At 59.0% G+C, this 21,875-nt stretch carries 10 protein-coding genes; 4 read left to right on the top strand and 6 right to left on the bottom strand.

The features are described from left to right. Positions 1-71 precede the first annotated feature (71 nt). Complete coding sequence (locus tag QEH57_RS06350; protein ID WP_309005853.1) at positions 72-1,439, bottom strand: sulfatase; 1,368 nt, start codon at positions 1,437-1,439, stop codon at positions 72-74. 155 nt (positions 1,440-1,594) lie between these two features. Between QEH57_RS06350 and QEH57_RS06345 the strand changes: the two genes are divergently transcribed. After that, complete coding sequence (locus QEH57_RS06345) at positions 1,595-2,620, top strand: LacI family DNA-binding transcriptional regulator (protein ID WP_309005852.1); 1,026 nt, start codon at positions 1,595-1,597, stop codon at positions 2,618-2,620. A gap of 109 nt (positions 2,621-2,729) precedes the next feature. Here QEH57_RS06345 and QEH57_RS06340 read toward each other — a convergent pair whose 3' ends face one another. The 5 genes from QEH57_RS06340 to QEH57_RS06320 all read right to left on the bottom strand — a co-directional run bounded on the left by QEH57_RS06340 (position 2,730) and on the right by QEH57_RS06320 (position 16,438). Beyond that, complete coding sequence (locus QEH57_RS06340) at positions 2,730-5,510, bottom strand: TonB-dependent receptor (RefSeq protein WP_309005851.1); 2,781 nt, start codon at positions 5,508-5,510, stop codon at positions 2,730-2,732. A gap of 298 nt (positions 5,511-5,808) precedes the next feature. After that, positions 5,809-7,332, bottom strand: a complete 1,524-nt coding sequence (locus QEH57_RS06335; protein WP_309005850.1) for an arylsulfatase — start codon at positions 7,330-7,332, stop codon at positions 5,809-5,811. Between the two features lie 248 nt (positions 7,333-7,580). Next, complete coding sequence (locus QEH57_RS06330; RefSeq protein ID WP_309005849.1) at positions 7,581-11,789, bottom strand: LamG-like jellyroll fold domain-containing protein; 4,209 nt, start codon at positions 11,787-11,789, stop codon at positions 7,581-7,583. A 589-nt stretch (positions 11,790-12,378) separates the two neighbouring features. Further along, positions 12,379-15,117, bottom strand: a complete 2,739-nt coding sequence (locus tag QEH57_RS06325; protein WP_309005848.1) for a TonB-dependent receptor — start codon at positions 15,115-15,117, stop codon at positions 12,379-12,381. Positions 15,118-15,367: 250 nt separating this feature from the next. Next, positions 15,368-16,438: a LacI family DNA-binding transcriptional regulator gene (locus tag QEH57_RS06320; protein WP_309005847.1), complete on the bottom strand. Its 1,071-nt coding sequence runs from the start codon at positions 16,436-16,438 to the stop codon at positions 15,368-15,370. A 65-nt stretch (positions 16,439-16,503) separates the two neighbouring features. Here QEH57_RS06320 and QEH57_RS06315 point away from each other — a divergent pair, with 65 nt between their 5' ends. The 3 genes from QEH57_RS06315 to QEH57_RS06305 all read left to right on the top strand — a co-directional run bounded on the left by QEH57_RS06315 (position 16,504) and on the right by QEH57_RS06305 (position 21,845). Next, complete coding sequence (locus QEH57_RS06315) at positions 16,504-18,669, top strand: alpha-galactosidase (protein WP_309005846.1); 2,166 nt, start codon at positions 16,504-16,506, stop codon at positions 18,667-18,669. A 182-nt stretch (positions 18,670-18,851) separates the two neighbouring features. Beyond that, positions 18,852-20,291: an MFS transporter gene (locus QEH57_RS06310; protein WP_309005845.1), complete on the top strand. Its 1,440-nt coding sequence runs from the start codon at positions 18,852-18,854 to the stop codon at positions 20,289-20,291. Between the two features lie 15 nt (positions 20,292-20,306). Beyond that, a complete protein-coding gene (locus tag QEH57_RS06305) occupies positions 20,307-21,845 on the top strand; it encodes a sulfatase-like hydrolase/transferase (RefSeq protein ID WP_309005844.1) in 1,539 nt (512 codons plus the stop codon). Positions 21,846-21,875: the final 30 nt, after the last annotated feature.

Genomic DNA, 21,875 nt, shown 5'->3' with positions numbered 1-21,875 from the left:
TGCCGATGCCGGTCTTACTTCCCGACCGATGGTGGAGCGGCCGCTGCGAGGAGCGACGGCCGCGACTCAGCTTACTGCGGATCGGCCAAGCTGGCCTGCGCCGCCGCCAGTCGCTTGGAAAGCTGCGACACTTTCTCCGGATACTGCGGAGCGAGGTTTTTCTGCTCTTCCACGTCCGTGGCTAGGTCGAAAAGCTCCTCGGCGTCCTTCGTTTTCACGTACTTCCAGTTCCCCACGCGAATCGCGTTTCCGCGGTAGAGGAACCATTCGCGCTCGGGTACCGTTTCGCTTTCGCCCCGCAGCAAGGGGCCGACATCCACGCCGTCCAAGGGACGGTCCTCGGGAATGCGAGCGCCGGCCATCGACGCGAAGGTCGGGAAAAAATCCAAGGTGGACACCTGCTCTGAGCTCACCACGCCCGCTGGCACGGTTCCGGGTTGCCAAACGATACAGGGCACGCGACTGCCTCCCTCGTAGGGGCCAAACTTCCCTCCACGCAACGGGGCCGCCGTTCCCGCATGGTCCTTCTTGCTGAGCCACGGCCCGTTGTCCGAGGTAAAGATGACCAGCGTGTTCCTGTCCAAGCCATGCTCCTGCAAAGCCTTTAGGATCTCGCCGGTAGACCAATCCATCTCCTCGATCACGTCGCCGAAGATGCCGCGCTCCGACTTCCCCGCGAAGCGCTCGGAAGCGAACAGCGGCGTATGCGGCATGGCGTGAGCGAAATAGAGGAAGAAGGGCTTATCCTTGTTGCTCTCGATAAACTGCAAAGCCTTCTCCGTGTAGCGCTTCGTCAAGGTGGACTGATCGACCGGCCATTCGATCACTTCCCGGCCCAACATCAGCGGCACGTTGTCCCGGTGCGTCTTCCGGTCCTTCACCTTGTGGTTCAAGAAATCCTCGCGATTGAAGCCTGCATTGAACACGGCGTCCTCCGCCAAGGGGCTGCTCGGGTCGTGCCACATGTCGTTGCTGAATGGGATTCCGTAGTATAAATCAAATCCCTGGGCCACCGGGTGAAACTCGTCTCGATGCCCGAGGTGCCACTTCCCTACCAACGCGGTTTCGTATCCGGACTCCTGCAAGGTTTCCGCGATCGTGATTTCCGATCCCGGCATGCCATCCGCGCTGTAAGGCCAGTAGACCCCGCCTTCATGCCCCCAGCGCTGAGCGTAGCGACCCGTCAGCAAGCCAGCCCGCGAGGGGGTGCAAATCGAGCTGGAGGTCGAAAAGTCGGTGAAGCGCAGGCCCTGTTCCGCCATGCGATCGAGCTCGGGCGTAGCGTAGCCCTCCGCCCCGTAGCAACCGAGATCCCCGTAGCCTAAGTCGTCCGCGTAGATTAGGATAAAGTTTGGCTTCGACGCTTTCGCCTCCGAGGCAAAGGCCGCTCTCGCGGCAACAACCAACCCAAGGATTACAAATAAAACGGATATTCTCATGCGCTTGATATCATTTGAGGTAACACTGCCCCAGGGATAAACGGGGCATTCTCGAAAATGCGCTTGCCGGGAGAAGTGGCTATGCCGCAGGATCTTTACATGTAAAGCTCCACGGCTGCCGGAGGCCCTTGGAGAAAAAGAAAATCGCCCCGACCTTGAAACGGAAAGTCACCCTCGCCGACATCGCCCTCGAATGCGGCATCTCCAAGATGTCCGTTTCCTTGGCCCTGCGCAAACGCCACGGGGTCTCGGAGGCGACCCGGGCTCTGGTAGAGCGCAAAGCCAAGGAGCTGGGCTACCGCCCGGATCCGGAACTGGCCGCCCTGCACCGCTACCGCCACAACGCGGCAACCCCGCACATCCAAGCGTCTCTGGCGTGGCTCGACATCTCCCTCCGCCCCGCCGAGCGCCCTCAACGCAAGGAGTTCGAGCTCTACTGGCAAGGAGCCAAAGAAAACGCCCACCAGCTAGGCTATCGCCTGGAACGCTTCAACCTCGCCGACACCCCCATCCAGCGTATCCATACAATCCTGACAACCCGCAACATCCGCGGAATCATCCTCCCGCCCTTGCACAGCGAACAGGCATCGGGACTGGAGGCCTTCGACTGGTCCGACTTCGCCGTCATACGCCTCGGCCAAACCATTCCGTCCCCTAAAACGCACTACGTCGCCAGCGCCCAAATGAAGAATACGGTGATGGCCTTCCAGCAGGTCCGCCAACGGGGCTACCAACGGATCGGCTACGTCGGCAGCCGCAACGACTCGCGCTTCTTCTCCGCTGGATACCTCTGGGCCCAGAACGCGGTCCCTCAAACACAGCGGCTCCCCATGCTCGAAATCGACCCGCCCATCGAAAGTCGCTCCAAGCGGGAAGCCCTAAAGTCCTGGCTTCGCGAGCACCGGCCCGACGCCATCATCACCGACAAGGGCGCCCTGCTCCCCCAGCTGCAAAACCTCGGCTACCGCATCCCCGAAGATATCGGACTCGCAACCACCAGCGTTCACGACACCCCCATCGATACCGGCATCGATCAACGTCCCTACGAGATTGGTCGCACCGCGATTCGCTTGATCGCCTCCCTCATCGCCGAAGGCTCGTATGGAATTCCCGAATACGGCGACGAGATGCTGGTGGAAGGCCGCTGGGTCGACGGATCGATGCTGCCCCCACGCCCCTGACGCCCTACTTGGAAAAGCCATAAAGGCGAAAACGCAAAATGCCCCCTTGAGAGCTTATCTCTAAAAGGGGCATCCCATAATAACCCGATCAACTGGGTTGGCCGACTTCCTAGAACGCGTAAGTCATGCCTAAATTAACTTTCCGACCTGTCTCCGAATACAACCGAATCCGCTCCGCGGAGTCCGGGTTGGGGCTGGCGAGATCGTGCGCGTAGAACTCGTAGGTGCTGGCTTCGTCGATGTTGATCGCGTCCAAGGTCACCTTGATCCGATCGTTCACGCGGTACTGGATGCGCCCGTCCCACTGACCGTAGTCCTCGCGCATCAGAGGCGCATTTTGGTGGAACTGCGGGTTGATCAGGTAACGCTCGCGCCAGTTGTAAGCCAATCGCATCGAGAACGGTCCCTTGTCGTAGAAAGCGCCCAAGTTGTAGGAGTGCTTGGAGTTCCCCGGCAGCGGCAGCTTAGCGAATGCGGAATCTGGATACGAGCCGTCCTCCAGGCGCAAGTCCGCATCCGCGAATACAAAGTTTCGGATGCCTAGACCGCTCTTGGTATAGGTGTAGTTTGCGGTAAGCCCCAGCCCGTCGAACGGAGCCGGCAAATTCGCGAACGATTTCTGGTAGCCGATCTCGAAGCCTTCGATCTTGTCGCCTTCGAGGTTCTCGGGGCGAGTGATCACCACCTCCTCGCCCTCGGGGATGTTGGCTCCTGGAGCCAAGGAATCCGTGAAGGAAACAGCCGAAGAGTTGCGCGAGACGTAACTCTCGACCTCCTTGACGAAGAAGGCGATCGAAAGGGAATCGATGTCATTGATATACCATTCCGCCGAAAGGTCCAGCTGGTCCGCCCGGTAGGGATCTAGGAAAGGGTTCCCGTTGTTGATGCTTACGGGCACGCGCTCCAGGTTCACCGTCTGGGATACCTGCATGAAGCTCAGGTTCGGACGAGTCATCACGCTCGCTCCGGCCAAGCGCAACACCATGTCCTGGCGCGGCTTGGCCACCAGCGTGAAACTCGGCAGCCAATCTCCGTATCCATTTTTCAACGTCACGTTCTCGACCACCCCGTCGATGTTTTGGGCGCCGCTGGAAGCCACGTCGGTTTCGGCGTAGCGCACTCCGAAGTTTCCGCTCAAGGGAAGGTTGCCCAGCGTCGTGGCGAAGTTTAGCTTCGCGTAGGTCGCCAAGACCGCTTCCTCGATATCGAAAAGCTGGTCCGGACGAGCCTCGGACCAAGGGTCCGAGAGGTCGAAGCCAAGCCCCTGCGTACGCAGGTACTCAAGCGTCGCATCCTGGTCCACAACCATCCAGGAGCGGATCACGTTCGCCCCGGAGCCTTCCAGGAAACCGTCGATGGGAAACGGAACCACCACGTTCCCGGGCGTGGGAATGCCCACGGGGAAGTTTGGCGGACGCACCACCATGCCGATGCGGCGCGGCAGTGCGGTCGACCGCTTCGAGGAGCGGACCCCCGTTTCAAATATCGTGAAGAAGCCCTTCTCGAACTGGTAGTCCAGATCGACCGCGATCGCGGAGTCCTTGTTCTCGGTTATGGTGCGGTTCAAGTTGAGCTGGCGGACGTTGTACAAGGTGTGGTCGCTGGGATCGATACCGGTCAGCTCCAGATCCGGAACGCCGGCTCCTCCCTCCGGCAAAGCATAGCGAGCGGCCGGGAAGTCCGCAGGCTGCCAGCGAATGTCGACGCGGTTCTCGGGATTGCTGTCGTTGTAGCTATCGCTCACGCTAATATCGAAATCCACTTTCAAGCGCTCGCTGGGCTTCCACTCGATATCGGCCCCGATGCTGCTCAGGATGGTTTCGCGCAAGGCGTACTGCTGGATCGGCACCGACTGGTTCGCGTTGCCGTCGAAAGCGATACCGGTGCCGTTCTCGTTAAAGGTATAGTCGTCCAAGGGAGCCCTGAAGGTTTGAGCCGCCCCCGTCCGGTTCGGCGTGTTGACGTTGTAAGCGTTCTGAGCCTGCTCGGTCGTATAGAAGTTTACGTTGCCGCTCAAGGTGAGCTTCAGCTGGTCGCTGGGCTTGAACTGGTACGAACCCGTCACGCCCTTGCGTTCCCGATCGTTCAGGTAGGACTGGTGCAGGAAGAAACGCGGAGTGAAAAGGTCCTGACCTCCCTCGATAGCGTTGCGCACCCAGCCGTTGTTGCCGAAATTATCGGTTCGTTGCACGTTTTCTTCCGAGGAGAAAGAAACGAGGATCCCCTGCCTGCCCTCGTCGAACTGCTGGCTGACTAGCCCCGAGAACTTATTGCTCCAATCCCCCGTCAAATTCATATGGGTAAGCTGGGCGGTCAACCTGCCGACTCGCTCCTCCTTGTAGTTAAGCGGCTTGGGAGTTTGGATCTCCACCACGGCCCCAATGCCACCCTCCACCATGTCGGCGGACTGCGACTTGATAACCTTCAAACTCGAGACCAGGTCGGCCGAAAGCGTGGAAAAGTCGAAGGAGCGCTCGAAGCCGCCGGAGGTGGCAGTGCGTCCGTCGATCGTGACCAGGTTCAAGTTGGGCTCCACTCCGCGCACCGAGATATAAGTGCCTTCGCCGTCGCTGCGCTGGATCTGCACGCCGGTGATCCGCTGCAGGGCTTCCGCCACGTTTTCGTCGGGGAACTGGCCAATGTCTTCCGACAGGATAACGTCGGTCACTTCCGTGGCGCCGCGCTTGGCCTGGGCCGACTGCCTCAAGCTGTCCTTGTATCCTTCCACGACGAAGGCGTTCAGCTCGAAAACATCCTCGTCGCTAGATTTCGTTTGGCCCTGCTGGGCGAACATCGCAAGCGGGCTGGTGGTCAGGAGGGCCAGGCTGGCTGCTCCGAACGAGCGGCGGGCAAAGGTACCGCTCACAAATCGATTGGGGTAAATCTTCATTGGTTTGTTGGGTTTGAGTTATGGGGGGTATTCTCCCAAGCGGAGAACGTTTCAGAAGCATACCTCCCTCTCAGCTGCAACGGCAACTGAGGGAAGCGCACTCTGAAGCGAATCTAAGCTGGGCACCTGACGGGTAAAAACAAATGCCCCGTAAACTATTGCGCAAGCGGCCCCCAAGGGGGGGATTCCGCGCGAATACAGAGGGCCTCTTCGCAAGCGACGGGATGCTCCTCTAGAGCATCCGCCTAGCTTGCCGCCAGAGCCAGCGACTCCCATAAAAGCAGCGTACGCCTCGCCGCTACGAATCCATTTTCCGGATACGCTTGAGCAAGGCCTGAAGCTCTTGCACCTTCTCCGGATATTCCTTCGCCACGTTCCGGCGCTGCGACGGATCGTTCCTCAGGTTGAAGAGCTCCACGGGCTGGCCGTCGTCCGCCGGATACCCCCGCATCTCTTCGAACTCCCCAGATCGCTTCCGATTGTGGTCTCCGCTTGGCGCATCGATCAGCACCCAATCCCCCCGTCGAACGGCGTAGTTGCTGGCGGAGGTATTGTGCACGATCTCCGTGCGGACCGCAGCGGCTTCACCGGTGAGAACCGGCAGCTGGCTCCGCGAATCTTCCGCGGCGCCTTGCTGGATCTTGGCTTTGGCAACCTCTCCCAGCGTCGCCATCAAGTCAACCTGGGAAATGATCGCCTCCGAAACGCTTCCAGGCTCCACCACGCCCGGCCACTTGACCAAAAACGGCACGTGATGCCCTCCCTCGTAGGTGTCGCGCTTGAGACCGCGAAACGGCTCCGACGACCAATGGTCGTACTTCAGTGCCCGCGGGTACGCATAGTGCTCCGCACCGTTGTCGGCCGTAAAGATCACGATAGTATCCTCTTCCAGCCCGCTTCGCTTCAGCGCATCCAAAATCTGGCCACAGCTCCAATCGGTCTGCACCATGAAATCTCCGTAAGGCCCGGCTTCCGAAGTTCCCTCGAACTCCGCCGATGGCACGATAGGCGCGTGCGGCGCCGGAAAGGCCATGAACAGGAAGAAAGGCTCTTCCTCGTCCTGGCGTCCTTCCACGAAGGAAACCGCCCGGCGCGTCAGCTCCGGCAATACCTCGTACGGATCCCAACCTTCGACCATCGGCCCGACGCGGCATTCCCAATTCCCTTCCTGCAAGGGCTTCCACAGCTCCTCGTCCTTCTGCAGGGTGGGAGCCTGCGTCAGCTTGTCGTCCTCGATCCAGGCGTATGGGGGAAAATTGATAACCGTATCGCCGAAGTAATGGTCGAACCCATGGGCCAAGGGGCCATCCGGCACGGACTGGTCCCAGTTGTATTCAGAAAAATGGGGCAGCTTATTCACGCCTCTGGCATCCATCTCAACAGGACCCGCTTCGGGCTTGCGAATCGCATCCCAGTCCCAACCCAAGTGCCACTTGCCGATACAAGCCGTATAGTAGCCCTGCTCCTGCAACATTTCCGGCAGGGTTTGCTCCTCCGCATCGAAGACGCTTTCTCCGAAGGCATGCACGATCCCGTGCATCTTTCTCCAATGGTAGCGCCCCGTCAGCAGTGCGTAGCGGCTCAGCGTACAAATGCCCGACGACGAGTGACCGTCCGTGAAGCGCATCCCCTCGGAGGCGAGCTGGTCGAGGTGCGGCGTAGGAATCTTCGAATTCGGATTTTGGATACCCAAATCGCCATAGCCCATGTCGTCCGCGTATAGGATCACGACATTGGGCTGCTTCTGCTCAGCCTGCAGGCCAACCGCAGCCAAGAAAAAGCCGCAGGACATGAGAGACTTAATGAGAGATGAGGTTTTCATAAAGGGCAAAGGGGTAGGTTTAAGTTCCTAGGTTCCCGCCCATCCTATCATTCCGCGCCTCGAAAAGCTACCCCCTAAAAAGAGTATATATGCGTCCCGCACCACCAGGCCTACCGAAGGTAGCTGGAGCGAGAAAGCGGCAATCGCCTTCGCCCCAAGCAAGGAGGCGATCCCACCGGGGACCGCCTCCTGTTAAGTGTTCATATAGCTATACGGGGTTCAAGGAATCGTCCTCGCGTCGCCCTCCCCTACTGTCCTGTACCGGCATAGGCCAAATAGAGTTCCTCCACCTCGACAGAGCTGAGAGCAACGTTGAACAAGAGCACGTCGTCGATCGTTCCGTGGTAGCTGCTCGTTCCGAGGTTGCTCCCTAAGCTGGCCGCATCGACCGTACCGATGGAAGCGACGAGCCCCGTGCCGGTGTGCCAAAGGGCGCCATTGAGGTAGATGTTCATCACGCCCGTGTTCGCGTTCTTGGTGAAAACCCAATGCTGCCAAGCTCCTTCGTATTCAGAAGGCGTAGCCGCCTTTTGGATACGATCGTAGCCCAACTCGTCGCCAGCATCCCAATACACCTCTCCGTTGCCCCACGGCAGGTGCACGTTCAGCAGCCGGCTACCGCTGGAATCCGCCGCATAGAAAACGGAATTGGCAACTGGATTCGCAAGGTCGCCCTTGGCCCAAAGCGCGATGGATATCTCATCACCCACATTCGCGAACGCCGAGGCGGGCAGCGACACGCTCGACGAAGCGCCGTCGAACGCCAAAGCGGAACCGTCGATCCCGGGCGTCCAAGTGGCGCTGACGACGGTACCGTCGTGGCCGTTACCCGTCAGGTCGGAGGCGACGCTGCCAGCGTTTTCGTCCAAGGCCCACTGCGCCATAAGGGCCTGAGCGCTCGATCCGGATCCCACAGTTACCTTCACCTCCTGCAGCGATTTCGAAATCGAGCCGTCCCTGGCATGGGCCACGAAGGTATAGAGCTTGGAGAAATCGAAACTCGCGACGCTGCCGCTCACCGCCGCCCCGCCATCGTAGTGATAGGACCAGTCCGCGCCGCCAGTGCCGTCCGGCATCAGCGTCAATTCCAGGCTGTGCGCTCCCGTACCTGTCACGAACGGACTCAAAAGGATGTGGTTGGACGGAATGGCCCCGCCTTCCGACAAGATGAGCCCTTGATCGTTGCTTCCCGTGCCCGGAGTCAGGTTGAAACCGATCCCGTAGTCGTTGACCGTTATGAAGGAGTTGTTCTGGTTCGGCGCGTAATCCGCAACAAGCCCGAAGGAGAACTGGTTGTTGGATCCAACCGCTAAGCTGCTGATCGTATAGTCGACTTCCAGTATCACTCCTTCCGACAAATCGAAGGTGTCGAACGAGTAGACGCTCGCCCGATTGCCGGCGCCCGAGCCTTGGTAGGTAATCTGACCGCTGCCGGGGTTCTCGATCCACTCGTCTCCGCTCGTCGCGCCGAAACTGCCCATGCCGCTGCCCGCACCGGAATTGGTGCCGAGGGCGCCGTCGTCGAAGCTGTTGGAATAGACCAGTTCAGTCGGCCCCGACGATGGTACGCTCAAACTCACCGACTGTATCGATTTGGCAATCGAGCCGTCTCGGGCGTGAGCCACGAAATGATAGGATTGAGCAAAGTCGAAACTTGCGATGCTACCGCTTACAGCCGCCCCACCGTCGTAGCGATAGGACCAGTCCGCGCCGCCACTGCCGTTCGGAGTAACCGTCAACTGCAAGCTATGCCCTCCTGTACCCGTCACGAACGGACTCAAGAGAAGGTGGCTGGACGGAATCGCCCCGCCCTCTGAAAGGATGAGCCCTTGGTCGTTGCCTCCCGTGCCGGGAGTCAAGTTGAAGCCAATCCCATAGTCGTCCACCGCAATGAACGAGTTGTTCTGGTTCGGCGTGTAGTTCGCGACCAGCCCGAAGGAAAACTGATTGTTCGAACTGACGGCGAGACTGTCTATAGCGTAAGCGATATCCAGGGTGAAACCGTTCGTCACCTCGAAGGCGTTCAGGGAATAGGCGTTCGCGCGGTTCCCTCCGCCCGAGCCTTGGTAGACGATCTGCCCGTTAGTCGCGTCCTCATTCCAGGCATCGCCGGCAGTCGCTCCAAAATTGCCCATGCCGCCACCCAAGTCCGAGTTGCTTCCAATCGCGCCCTCGTCAAAGGAATCCGAATACAGCATGCCGGAAGCAGGTGGTACCGCGCTTTCGCTGCTGATTTGGATACGCCACGGAGTGGACAACCAAGTCGTGTTGCGTTGGATCTGGAAACTAAACGTCGCCTTACCATTGCCCGTGGGAGTAACGGTATAAGCGAAGTCGTTCGCACCGATCTCCGCGCTCTCCGCTCCTAGCAGCACCGAGGTCTGCCCGTTGAACAGCAGCGTTACCGATGGCGCAAAATCGACAGGGACCTCGTTCAGCGTAACCGGGATCACTCCCATGGCGCCATGCACGATCGTAAGGTCAGCCAGCGCTCCGCTAGCCGCCGCGTCGATGACGATCGGGTCCGTCGGGGCCGTGGAAAGCAAGGTACCCGCGGCTGTCGATATCTCCGCGTTTACCCAACTACCCGCGTTCCAAATGGGCTGTCCAAATTCATAGCAACCCAAGTCAGGCGACACACCGTTGAACCCATCCGTATAGGGCGAATGCTCGACGCCGGAATCGATCGCACGCGCATAGGAAGGAGCGATCCGGAAGTCGCCTATCGCCGCATTCACGAAACTCGAGCTATCGGCGCTCGTCGCATTGTTGGAAACGATCGCGAACTGTCCGTCGTTCTTGATTTTCTTGTTACCCAGATTGTTCTGAACCACCTGCCCTTCGTATCCGCTTCTCTGATGGATAATCGCCTCGTCGGGACTCATAACGGTATTGTTGAAGACCTTGTTGCGCGAACCGTTGAACCGGATTCCGATCCAGGCCAGAGGTATGTCCATCAAGTTGTGGTGAACGAACATGTCATCGGTACCATTGTCTCCATAAAAACCATACGGTAGGTTCGTCGTATTATCTTTGATCACGTTGTAGGCAAATTCAGTTCCGTTGGAGCTCTGCCCTTGGTGGTTGATATAAAACGCGCCGCAATCGTGCAGCACCAATGCGGGCTTCTCGATAACGTTGTTCCGAACCGTAATCTGGCTGGAGATAACGCCGCCAAGCAGGCGGTTCCCTCCATCGATAGCCGACTGGGAACACTTGCGTACCGTGTTGTTCAACACCTGCGTGCGAAGGCCGAAAGCCTGAATCGGGTGATGGCGACGCATCATCCAGCCAATGTCTTCGACAAGGCAGCCCTGAACCGTATTGTCCGTACCCTCGAGACGGATACCGCTTCCCCAGCTCTTCTCGATCCAGCAGTTCTCCACCAAGTTATTGCTTCCAGAAACGAAAACGCCGCTGGAGCCGTCTTCCTTTCCACCGTAGTTCGACCCTCCGGTTCCCGCTTCCTCGCTGGCGCCGAACCCGGGACCGGGCACCCCGTGGTAGTAGTTCGACCAAGGAGCGGGATACTCGACATGGCAATCCCTCATGACGCAGTTCTGCGACTCGTCCATCAAAACCGAAGAGGCAAAAAAATGTATCCCCTCAATGGTTACGCCGCTTCGTCCGCTTAAATCCATTCCCCAGAGCCGCGTTCTCACGTCGACCTGGACTGTGTTTAGGTCCACGCCATTGGGCGGATACAAGTAAAAGGTGCCGTCGTCCGCGCTGTACCACTCCGTCGGGGCGTCCAAAGCGCGAAGATGGTTGATCACATACCCCTTTCCAGCGCCCACATTCGTGACCGCGGTCGGATTGGTACGCCAGTAGAAACTCAGATCCGTACAGGTAAGGCGATTGCCATTCGAAGCCGTGATCTTGCCCACCGCGGCCGTAAAAACGTTTGTCCCGTTGATGCCCATGTAGGAACCGCCGACCCAAGTGTCGGGCCCGTCGTCCGGCATATTGGCATTCGCGTTGAAATCAACGTCAGCAATGCCCGTTCCGACATTTTCTCCCGAACGGGTGACGGTTTGGGCGAATTCGCTATAATCGAACATGTTTTGCGACGGGTCCTCGTTCGGGAAACGTGCCAAGTTCATCCGGTCTTCTCCTATGAAGACCTGCATGACGCGCGTCGCCGTCGCATTCGTCTTGATACTCGCATCGTGGGCAGCCGTTCCCCAGCCACCCGAAATCGGATCGCAACCCGATATCGTGACAGCTTCGCCATTCAAGGCCTTGATCGTAAGGTTGTCCACCGTCGGCGAAACAGTCTCCCGATAAACGCCCTCGCCGACATACACCACGTCGCCCGCAGCGCTCATCGCGACCGCCTTGCTGATCGTCTTAAAGGGATTCGAGCTGGAGCCGGTACCGGTCACGTCGCTGCCACTGCTTGCCGAAACGTATATCTGAGCGCTTAACAGCGGGACGTTCAGCAGTAGAACAGCCAATACTATAAACCTTATTCTTGTTCTCATATCAGGATGGGGGTGCTTAACATTTATATAGAAACCTCCAACCTCAGTCCACCAGCAAGCGAGGCCTGCCGCGCGGGCCGAGAGTTAGAGCATTGGGGTTATTTCTATCTTGGGGGTTGGGTTGTTTAGAGCCTCGCATTCGAGGCCGGAAAATCGCGTCGCGAAGGGCTGATGCTCGATACTTAGCTGACTAGAAACGCAAGGCTGCCTTCCAGGCTCCAAAAGCCTCTACGGATCAACCTCCGTCGCAGGAGCCGGGTAGCGGTACCACGCAAAACACCGATCGGGAGCTTCGCATAAGGGGTGTCGGAGCCTCTCACGATGCAGCCTTCCCCACTCTGCAAAACAAATTAGTTGCGTAAACTATTACACTCGCTCCGTGCCGTGACCGCCTAGGCTGGGAAGCGAAGGCTTTCGACCACACCTCGGGTAGTGCTGCGCCATCCATGCCCCCAACCAAACGGCCACCGTGTCCTAGGCCAGAAAAAGAGAAAGCCTAGACCAAGCAGAGAAACCGCCTCCGCTCGATCTAGGCTGACTTCAACAATTGAACTTCGCTCGACTAGAAGGCGAAGGAAAAGCTCGCGTTCACCTTGCGACCGGTCTGCTGGTACGAGCTGAAGCGCTCCGTGCTGTCCGGGTTGTTCGCGCCTAGCTGCAGGGCATAGAAACTGTAGTTCGTTTCATCGGTCAGGTTGATGCCATCCAAATTGAAGGTAACGAACTCGTTGATCGTCCAAGAGAAGCGACCGTCCCACTGGCCATACTCTTCGGTAAACTCCGGAGTGTTTTGGAAGCCCAATGCGTTGGAGAGGTAGCGATCTCTCCAGTTGTACGCGAGACGAAGGAAGAACTTCTCGTTTTCGTAGAAGGCTCCCAAATTATAAGAGTGCTTCGAATTTCCAGCCAACGGGTACAGGGTGTAAGCGCTCGTTGGATACGTTCCGTCTTCGAGAGCCGCATCTTGGTCCACGAATGCTTCGTTTCGGACGCCCAATCCGCTCTTGGTATAGGTGTAGTTCGCATTGACGCCCATGTTGTTGAACGGAGCGGCCATATTCTTAAACTGCTTCTGGAAATTCAGCTCGAAGCCTTCCAAGGTGTCCCCCGGCATATTGGCGGGCGAGGTCAGGCGAACCTCTTCGCCCGGAATCAGGGCAGTTCCGGGAGCCATGTACTCCTCGAATATCACATCCTCAGTTCCGGTAGCGATCAGCGATTCGATGTCCTTGTAGAAAAGCGCCACCGACAGCAGACTGCTCTCGTCGATATACCACTCCGCAGAGAGGTCGAGGGTGTCCGCGCGGTACGGGTCCAAATACGGGTTTCCGTTATTGATGGAAGGCGGGACACGTTCCGGTTGAACGCTACGGCTAATCGAGAGATCCTGCAACTTCGGACGCGTCATCACGCTAGCCCCCGCAAACCTCAAGATCAGATCCTGCTTTGGCTTCGCCACGAACGTGAAGCTCGGCAACAGGTCGTTATAGCTGCGCTTGACTTGACTTGGCACCCAAACCCCATCGCCGTTTTGGCCATAGCCATCTACCGTGATATCCGTCCTAGCGAAACGAACGCCGAAATTGCCGGTGAGCGAGGTCTCTCTGAAATAGTGCGAAAAGTTCATCTTCGCGTAAGCGGCAGTGACCTTCTCCTCGATCGCCCCCTGGTTTTGCAGATTCTCCGTCAAGTCATCCAAACCTGGAAACTCGTTTCCGGATTCATACAATACCTCAACCGCGCGCTCCTGGTCTACGACCATCCATTCGCGGTAGATGTCGCCATCGACGTCGCCCAGGAAGTCATCGACTGGGAACGGGACAACAGCATCGTCCGGAATCGGCAAACCTAGGTTCACATACCTTTCCCCCGCTTGATACGGCTTCGCTGCTTCCTGGGTCGAAAGCCTGAGCCCTGTTTCAAATAGATTAAAGAGATTGCCGCCCGTATCGAAGTCCAGATCCGCGTAAACTGCCTTCGTATCCGTCGTGGATATATTGCGATTCAGGTTATACTGCCTGAAGGTCCAATTGGACGAATCGGTGGTGTCTCCAACCATCGATATTTCCGGAACCCCGCCTGGATTCATCGCGTAGGAAACAGTGCGACGAATTCCTTCGTCCGGATCGTTCGCAAGATAATACCGTACATCGACCAAGCCGTTGGGATTGCTGTCATTCTCGGAGGAGCTGACGTCGTATCCAAAATCCACATCCACGCGATCGGATGCTTTCCACTTCGCCGTCAAAACAGCGCTGTCAGACGTGGACAAGCGCACGTTATAAGTTTGGATCGGCAAAGCGCCGTAATTGAACGACGGTCCCGAGTAGCTGATCGCCGTGTTGTCCTCGTTGAATACGAATCCGCTCAGGTTGTTCTCCAAGGGTCGCGTATTAAAGCCATTCCGCTCCTGTGAGGTCTCGTACTCGTTGGACCTAAGCTTGAGGATGAATTCCAGATTTTCGCTCGGACGGTACTGCACGGCGCCGGTCAGGCCGGTCCGCTTTTGCTCGGTAAAGTTCGAGGATACGTTGACGAATCGAGGTATAAAGTTGTCCTGCTCGCCGGGAACCGCGAGACGCACCCAACCGTTGGTGCCCACTTGGTCCGTGCGCTGAGCTCGGTCTTCGTAGGAAAAGGAGAACAAGGCCCCTAGTTTGCCCTCGGCAAAGGTTTGACTATACAAGCCAGTGTACTTCGGCGACCAGTCCGACGTCATGCTCGAGTAGGATCCCTCCGTCGAAAACCGAATGGTCCGGTCCGATTTGAAGTTTAGAGGGTTCGGGGTCTGCACTTTGATGACGGCTCCAACGCCGCCTTCAACAAGGTCGGCCGACTGAGACTTGATCACGCGCAGGCCCGAAACCAGATCAGAGGACAACGTGGAAAAATCGAACGCTCTCTCAAACCCGCCGGAACTGGCGATCGCCCCATCGATCATTACCAGGTTCAGGTCGGGCTCCACGCCGCGCACCGCCACGTAAGAACCTTCCCCATCCGTCCTGTTGATCTGCACCCCTGTAATACGCTGCAAGGCCTCCGCCACATTCGAATCCGGAAACTTGCCGATGTCCTCGGACAAGACCATGTCCGCGACCTCCGTCGAGTCGCGCTTCGCGTGGATCGACTCGCGAAGACTGTCCGAATAGCTTTCCACGACATAAGCGTCGAGCTCGAAAACCCCGTCATCGTCCGACGATTTCTGGGCGTGTACAGTAAGCGGTGCGAGCGACAGGGCGCCGACAAGGAACGCGTCAAAACGACGTTTCCCGGCATTAAGCGGTGTAAGGTAATTTTTCATACAATTGCGGTATAAAACCTGGTTTGTCTTGGTTTGTAGAATGAGGCAGTATCATGCACTGGCTCTCATCTTGATTGGGGTGCCGAAGTGCAGAACCTTTCCGGAAACCAGGGTGGGCAATTCCCCTTCCCGTGGCTTCCAAATCCCGCTTTCGGCTGATCTCCAAACAGCCAATCTCCCTCGGCCACCCAATGCCTAACTTGCGTAAACTATTGCGCGAAAGCAGTCCGAACGGAACTCACGTTCCTCATTAAACCGCTTGCTTCCCGCTGGGGGCTATCCGACGCAGGCTATTCCCATCCACCCAGCGGAAGGCCATCTTCAGCGTCGAGGGATAAGTCGGCAACCCCATGGTGTTGGTGAGCAGGAGGCCATGCAACTGATCGACCGCCGACCAGCCAATCGCAGTGCGAGACTGAAAAAGCCCCGCCAAAGCCGACTCCTCCGCAACGTCGTTTATATCGAGGTCGACCAATCCTATATCATCGGGAATCGCGTAACCCGACTCCTGCAGCACTTTGGCGACGTTCGGCGCGCTAAAAGCGAGAACCACGTCTGGCTTGCAGGACTGTATCCAATCCATAAACACAGTACGATTTCCCCGAGTCGTGATATCGCCGTCGAACTCGAAGCTAGGCACGGAGCTGAGACCGGCATGCTCGGCGACGACCATATTCAAGTAGCGCGGCCAGATGCCCGCCGTGTTGCGAGAAACCAGCTTTTGAATCACCAATCCCGGACGGCGACACCCCGCCGCAAGTACACGATCCATCATCAGATAGATTCCTTGATAGACGTCCGTATCCACGCTTGAGATACAGGGTTGCAAGGGAGGACGGTAGATGCGAATGCTTGCGAAGTCTTCCCAGCCGAAGGAGGCCTCCTCCGCCGGCGGATCCGACGGCAAGAAAATGAGACCGCGAATGTTCCGCCGCTTCAGCATCCGGCTCATCTCCTTTTGCTTCGCCGTATTCCAGGGCAAATAAAAGAAGTCGACTTGGTAGCCCAGCTCGGACGCTCGCGCCCGAATCGCGTCGATCAAGGCCATACGGTGTGGCATCCGTTGCGATTCCGCTAGGCTTAGGCCCGGAGATATCAGGGCGAGGTTCTCCAAGTAGCCCGCCTTTCGCATCCCGCGACGATGCTCCACCAAGGCGGACATAGCGGGATCTGGAACGTAGCCAATCTGCTTGGCGACCTCTTGGATTCGCTTGCGAGTCGTCTCCGGAATTTCAGTACGATTTCGCAAGGCGCGGGAAACCGTCGCTACCGTACAACCACACTTGGCCGCTATGTCCTTGAGGGTGATCCGGGTCGCCATACTGGCGCAATAGATTACGTTCGCGCTTGGTTTTCAACCTATTTTCAGTATCTGATGCTGTTTCCATGTCCGTAGAAACCTACTCCCAATTTCAACTCGGAGATATCATCGTCCGATACCAAGTCGACTCGACGCGCCAAACCGCTCCCGAGATTCTCCTGCTGCCCCTATCCCATTCCCAAGAGCTCGCCCAGCAGCGGGAATTCCTAGACAGCGCCTGCGTCGTCTCGCTTCCCGAAAAATGGCTCCCCATCCCGGCGGGCAAGCTCAGCTCCCTCGTCCAGCTCCGGATCGCCGGAAAGATCGCCCCCGGCGGATTCTCCTACGGCCGCACCAGCCACGGCTTCGCCGCCCCCAACGAACTTTCCCTAAATGGCCAGGAGGAGATAAGCGACGAGGATTCCACCTGTATCCGCACCACCCTTACAGCCCCCAGCGGCCTCGCCGTGATCCACGAGCTAAGCTACCGCAAGGGAGAGCGAGCCCTGCGTTGCCGCACCACCCTGCGCAACGAGGGAACGGATACCGTCACCGTCGAGGCCCTCTCTTCCTTTTCCCTGGGAGGCATCACCCCCTACGCCGCCGACGATGCTCCGGGACGGCTCCAGGTTCATCGCTTCCGCTCCGCCTGGAGCGGCGAAGGACGGGCCTGCCAGGACTCCATCGAAAACCTCCACCTAGAACGTTCCTGGTCCGGAGCCAGCCTGCAATGCGAGCGCTTCGGCTCCGTGGGCTCGCTGCCTGTCCGCGGCTGGCACCCTTGGCTGGCCGTAGAAGACCAGGCCGAGGGCGTGATCTGGGCCGCCTCCCTCGCCCATCCGGGTTCCTGGCAGATGGAAATCGTACGGCAAGGCGACCAGCTCGCCCTCTCCGGCGGACAAGCCGATTACGAGTTCGGCCACTGGCGAAAGGACCTCCGTCCCGGAGAAAGCTACCAGAGCCCCTTGGCCTTCCTTACCGTCACCACCGACGGCGTGGAGAGCGCCGCCGAACGACTCGCCGATCCCATGCGGCAGCCACCAAGCGAACGGTCCGCGAACGAAGAGCCCCTGCCCATCGTATTCAACGAATGGTGTACCTCTTGGGGCAACCCCAACCACGAGAACATCGTCGCCCTCGCCCAAAAGCTCAGCGGCACCGGCATTCGCTACCTCGTCATCGACGACGGCTGGGCCCAGCGCTCCCCGGAAGCCCTGCTTCAGGAAAACGGCGACTGGATCGTTTGCCCCAAAGCCTTCCCCAACGGCCTCAAGCCCACCACCGACGCCATCCGCGAACACGGCCTCATCCCCGGCATCTGGTTCGAATTCGAAGTCGTGAACGAGGGCACCGAAGCATGGACGCAAGTGGACCACTTCCTCAAGCGCGACGGCAAGCCCCTGCAGGTCGGCACCCGTCGCTTCTGGGACTTCAGGGACCCCTGGGTACACGAATACCTTACCGAAAAGGTCACCAAGCTCCTCCGGGAAAGCGGGATCGGGTATCTAAAAGTCGACTACAACGATACCATCGGGCTCGGGTGCGACGGAGCCGAATCCCTCGGAGAAGGCCTCCGCCAACACCTCGAAGGCGTGCAACGCTTCTTCCGTTCCCTGCGCGAAGCCCTGCCCGAACTCGTCATCGAAAACTGCTCGTCGGGAGGACACCGCTTCGAGCCCTCCATGGTCAGCCTGACGGATCTGACTTCCATCACCGACGCCCATGAATCGCTAGACATCCCCCTCATTTCGGCCAACGCCCTGCAAATCGCGCCCGTATCCAAAAACCTGATCTGGGCCGTCTTGCGCGATTCGGATTCGATGCAACGGATCTGCTACTCGCTCAGCGCCACCTTCCTCGGCCGCATGTGCCTCTCGGGAGACATTCCCCAGCTCAACGAGGAGCAATGGAGCTTCACCCTCCGAGCCACTCGGCTCTACCAGCAACTCGCCCCCATCCTCCGCGACGCCCGCTTCCGCCGCTTCGGCGATTGGGGCGACTCCTACCAACATCCCAGCGGCGGCCAGGCCGTGCGGGCGACCGCCGCGGACCAAAGCTGCGTCGTAGTCGTCTGGCACGCATTCGAAAATCCGCCCAAGGAGCTGTGGGTCACCCTGCCCGCCGACGCTCGCTGGACCTTGGCCGAGGAACTCTCGGACCAATCCCCAGCCGCGAGGATCGACGGAAACCTGCTCATTGTCGCCCCGCCGGCTGCCTGGTCCGGCGGCGTCGCCGTCCTTCGCAGGTCCTAGCAAACCGGGAATTACTCCCCCCAAGGAGGGCGAGCGCCCTCCTTTTTATCAGACGCTCGGAACCGCCTAAAAGCGGTTCCGCGAAGGGCGAAGGACTCGCCTTTTCCGAGTTCCAGGCCTTAATGCAATAGTTTGCAGAGATCGACGATTGGGATCTCTCGCAAAGGCTCAAGACTCGAACCATGCCCAGTCCCTCCCAAGCGATGCAAATCCCCCCAGACGCGGAAAAAGCCGAGCCCCCTCGGCCCGAGCCCCTTTCCCTTCGCAACAAGTTCACCTACGGAGGCGGCCAAGTCGCAGACAGCCTCGGCCTCAACGGCGTCAAGCAAATCGGCAATACCTTCTACGTCGTCATGCTGGGAGTCAGCCCTGCCTGGATCGGCACCATCCTGGCTTTCATCCGTATCTGGGACGCCATAACCGACCCCTTGGTGGGACGAATTTCCGACCGCCTCGTCAGTCGCCACGGACGCCGCAAGCCGCTCATCCTAGCCGGAGCCCTCGCCATGGGGATCCTCTTTCCCGTCCTGTGGATGGCCTCGCCGGAATGGAGCGCCGAAGCCAAAACCATCTACTTCACCTGCGTTCTCCTGATCTTTTACGTCGGCTACTCGCTCTACAGCGTACCGTTTCAGGCGATGGGCATCGAGCTCGCCCAAGACTACCATCAGCGAACCGGTATCCAAGCTTTCCGTACGTTCTTCGGAGCTTCCTCCAACATCATCCTCTGGTGGGCCCTTCCGCTCGCCTTCCATTCCGTCTTCAACGACGATTCCGGCCTTACCGGCATGATCTGGGTGAGCTCCGGCGTGGGCGGCATCATCCTGCTCTCGGGCTTGCTCCCGCTCCTCATCCCCACCGATAAAAAGGAGGCATCGGCCGACCTCATCTCCAAAGTCAAATCGGTCCGGGCCGGCTGGCGCACCGTGGTCTGCAACCGCTCCTTTCGCCTGCTCCTCGGCACCATGGGCTGCACCTTCCTTGGCATCAACCTAGTCTACGGCATCTCGGGACTGCTCAACGTCTACTACGTTTTCGGCGGCGACGTAAAATCGAGCATGATCGTAACGGGCTGGTACGGCACGAGCTGGACCATCGCCAGCGTAGCCGCGACCCCTGTCATCGCCAAGTTCTCCCGCGTCACCGGGAAACGCCTCGGGCTCGCCCTCTGCATCCTATCCATCGCGAGTGGCTCGCTTCTCAACCTTTGGGTCTTCAATCCTGAAATGCATTACCTGCAGCTCATACCAGTCGCCTTGATCAGCCCCGGCGTAGCAGGACTTTGGATACTCGGACCGTCCATGATGGCGGACGTCAGCGACGACGATTGCGTCCAGTATGGTCTACGGCGCGAAGCTACCTTCACCTCCATCTACGGCTGGGTACAGAAGCTCTCGCTCTCGGCCAGCTTCGCCCTCTCCGGATACATCACCGTCGCCACCGGGTTCGACGTCAAGCTAGCCGCCGACCAGGCAGAGGGCGTCTATGACACCATGCGACTCTGCCTCGCCCTAGCGCCCTTGATCGCTCTAGGACCCGCCCTCTACTTCGTTCTTCGTTACCCCATCACCGAAGAAGTCGCCCGCGAAAACCGCCGCATCCTAGAGGAACAAGCCAACTAACCAAGCATTCAAGAAATGGATACACCCCGTCTCAACGTCTTGATGGTCCTCGCCGACCAGCACAACGCCGACCTGCTTGGCTGCGCCGGCCATCCGCAAGCGCGCACCCCGCATTTGGACGCCTTCGCTCAAAACGCCACACGCTTTACCCGCGCCTACTGCTCCAACCCGATTTGCACCCCCAGCCGCGTCGGCATTCTCTCGGGCCAGTACTGCCACAACCATGGATACTACGGCCTCGGCGGGCCCCAGCCGCAAAACCTGCCCAGCCTCTTCCACCATTTCAAAGCCCACGGCTACCGCACCGCCGCCTACGGCAAGCTCCACCTTCCCAACGATCCGCGCAATTGGATCGCGGACGCGGTCGACGAATTCGGCGACTCCTACGAAACCGTCGACGGCATACACGCTCAATCCGAATTCCTAGACGGACTCGAGCGCGACGGCCTGCGTCACCTCGAGGACAGCTGGCACAACGAGGACCACTACGGCTCCCAGCGCATCCCGCTCGACGCCATGCCCTCTGACCTTCCCTACGAGCGCACGCAGGAACGCTGGTGCGCCCAGAAAGCCGCCGACTTCATCGGGCAAGCGCCCGACTCGCCTTTCTTCATCCAAGTCGCCCTGCAAAAACCGCACCATCCTCTCTTCCCGCAACGCCAGTTTTGGGAGCTGTATCCAGAGGACCTCGAGCTGCCGCCTACCATCGACAACCCACCCTATGGGCGGCCGAAAACCTTCCAGTCCAAATGGAAGCAGCTCCGCGCCAACGGTTGGGAATTTTCCCAGCCCGGCGAATCCTGGCGAGACGGAGCCCGACGCTCCTGGCGCGGCACCCTCGCTTGCATTTCCCAAGTCGACGACGTCTTCGGACGTCTCCTGCAGAGTCTCGAGGACCTCGGCGTGGCCGATAACACCATCGTCATCTACGGAAGCGACCACGGAGCCTACCACACCATGTTCGGCATTCCCGAAAAAGCTCCCGGCATTTGCAGCGATGCCGTCTGCCGCGTGCCCATGCTCTGGCGCGTTCCCGGCATCGAGGCCAAAAACGCCCGCTGCGACGCTCTGGTCGAAAACATCGACTACGCCCCCACCCTCACCGATCTCTGCGGTATCCCTCCCATGGATACAGCCGATGGCGAAAGCCTGAAACCCCTTCTCACCAAGGAAAGGAAAGCGATCCACAAAGTGGCCGCCACCGAAAACGTCTGGAGTCGAGCCATCGTCTGGGACCGCTGGCGCCTCGTGCACTACACCACGCAAACCGGCGTCGCCAACGGATGCCGCGGCGAACTCTACGACCTCCAAAGCGATCCCGAGGAAACCAAAAACCTCTTCGAGTCGCCCGACTACCGCGAGATCGTCTCCACCGGCCAGCAGCTGCTCATCGACTGGATGGTCGAAACAAGCCGCTGCGTTACCACGCTCTGCATACCGGCCGACGGCAGCGACATCGCCGGCCGCAAGCATTTCCGCATCGCCAAAGACGGACGAGCCCCCCGCGCCCTGCAACCGCGCGAGCGTCCGGAGCTCAACTTCGACTACATTTAAAGGAAGCCCGCGGATCCCCTAAAAAGGGTA

It is taken from the genome of Pelagicoccus sp. SDUM812005 (assembly GCF_031127875.1).
Taxonomy (GTDB): Bacteria; Verrucomicrobiota; Verrucomicrobiia; order Opitutales; family Opitutaceae; genus Pelagicoccus.
This window is presented reverse-complemented; position numbering and strand designations above follow the sequence as displayed.

Excerpts from the sequence above, each read along its gene's own strand:
- QEH57_RS06350 (WP_309005853.1), bottom strand. The coding sequence starts at position 1,439 with ATGAGAATATCCGTTTTATTTGTAATCCTTGGGTTGGTTGTTGCCGCG.
- QEH57_RS06340 (WP_309005851.1), bottom strand. The coding sequence starts at position 5,510 with ATGAAGATTTACCCCAATCGATTTGTGAGCGGTACCTTTGCCCGCCGC.
- QEH57_RS06335 (WP_309005850.1), bottom strand. The coding sequence starts at position 7,332 with ATGAAAACCTCATCTCTCATTAAGTCTCTCATGTCCTGCGGCTTTTTC.
- QEH57_RS06325 (WP_309005848.1), bottom strand. The coding sequence starts at position 15,117 with ATGAAAAATTACCTTACACCGCTTAATGCCGGGAAACGTCGTTTTGAC.
- QEH57_RS06320 (WP_309005847.1), bottom strand. The coding sequence starts at position 16,438 with ATGGCGACCCGGATCACCCTCAAGGACATAGCGGCCAAGTGTGGTTGT.
- QEH57_RS06315 (WP_309005846.1), top strand. The coding sequence starts at position 16,504 with ATGTCCGTAGAAACCTACTCCCAATTTCAACTCGGAGATATCATCGTC.
- QEH57_RS06310 (WP_309005845.1), top strand. The coding sequence starts at position 18,852 with ATGCCCAGTCCCTCCCAAGCGATGCAAATCCCCCCAGACGCGGAAAAA.
- QEH57_RS06305 (WP_309005844.1), top strand. The coding sequence starts at position 20,307 with ATGGATACACCCCGTCTCAACGTCTTGATGGTCCTCGCCGACCAGCAC.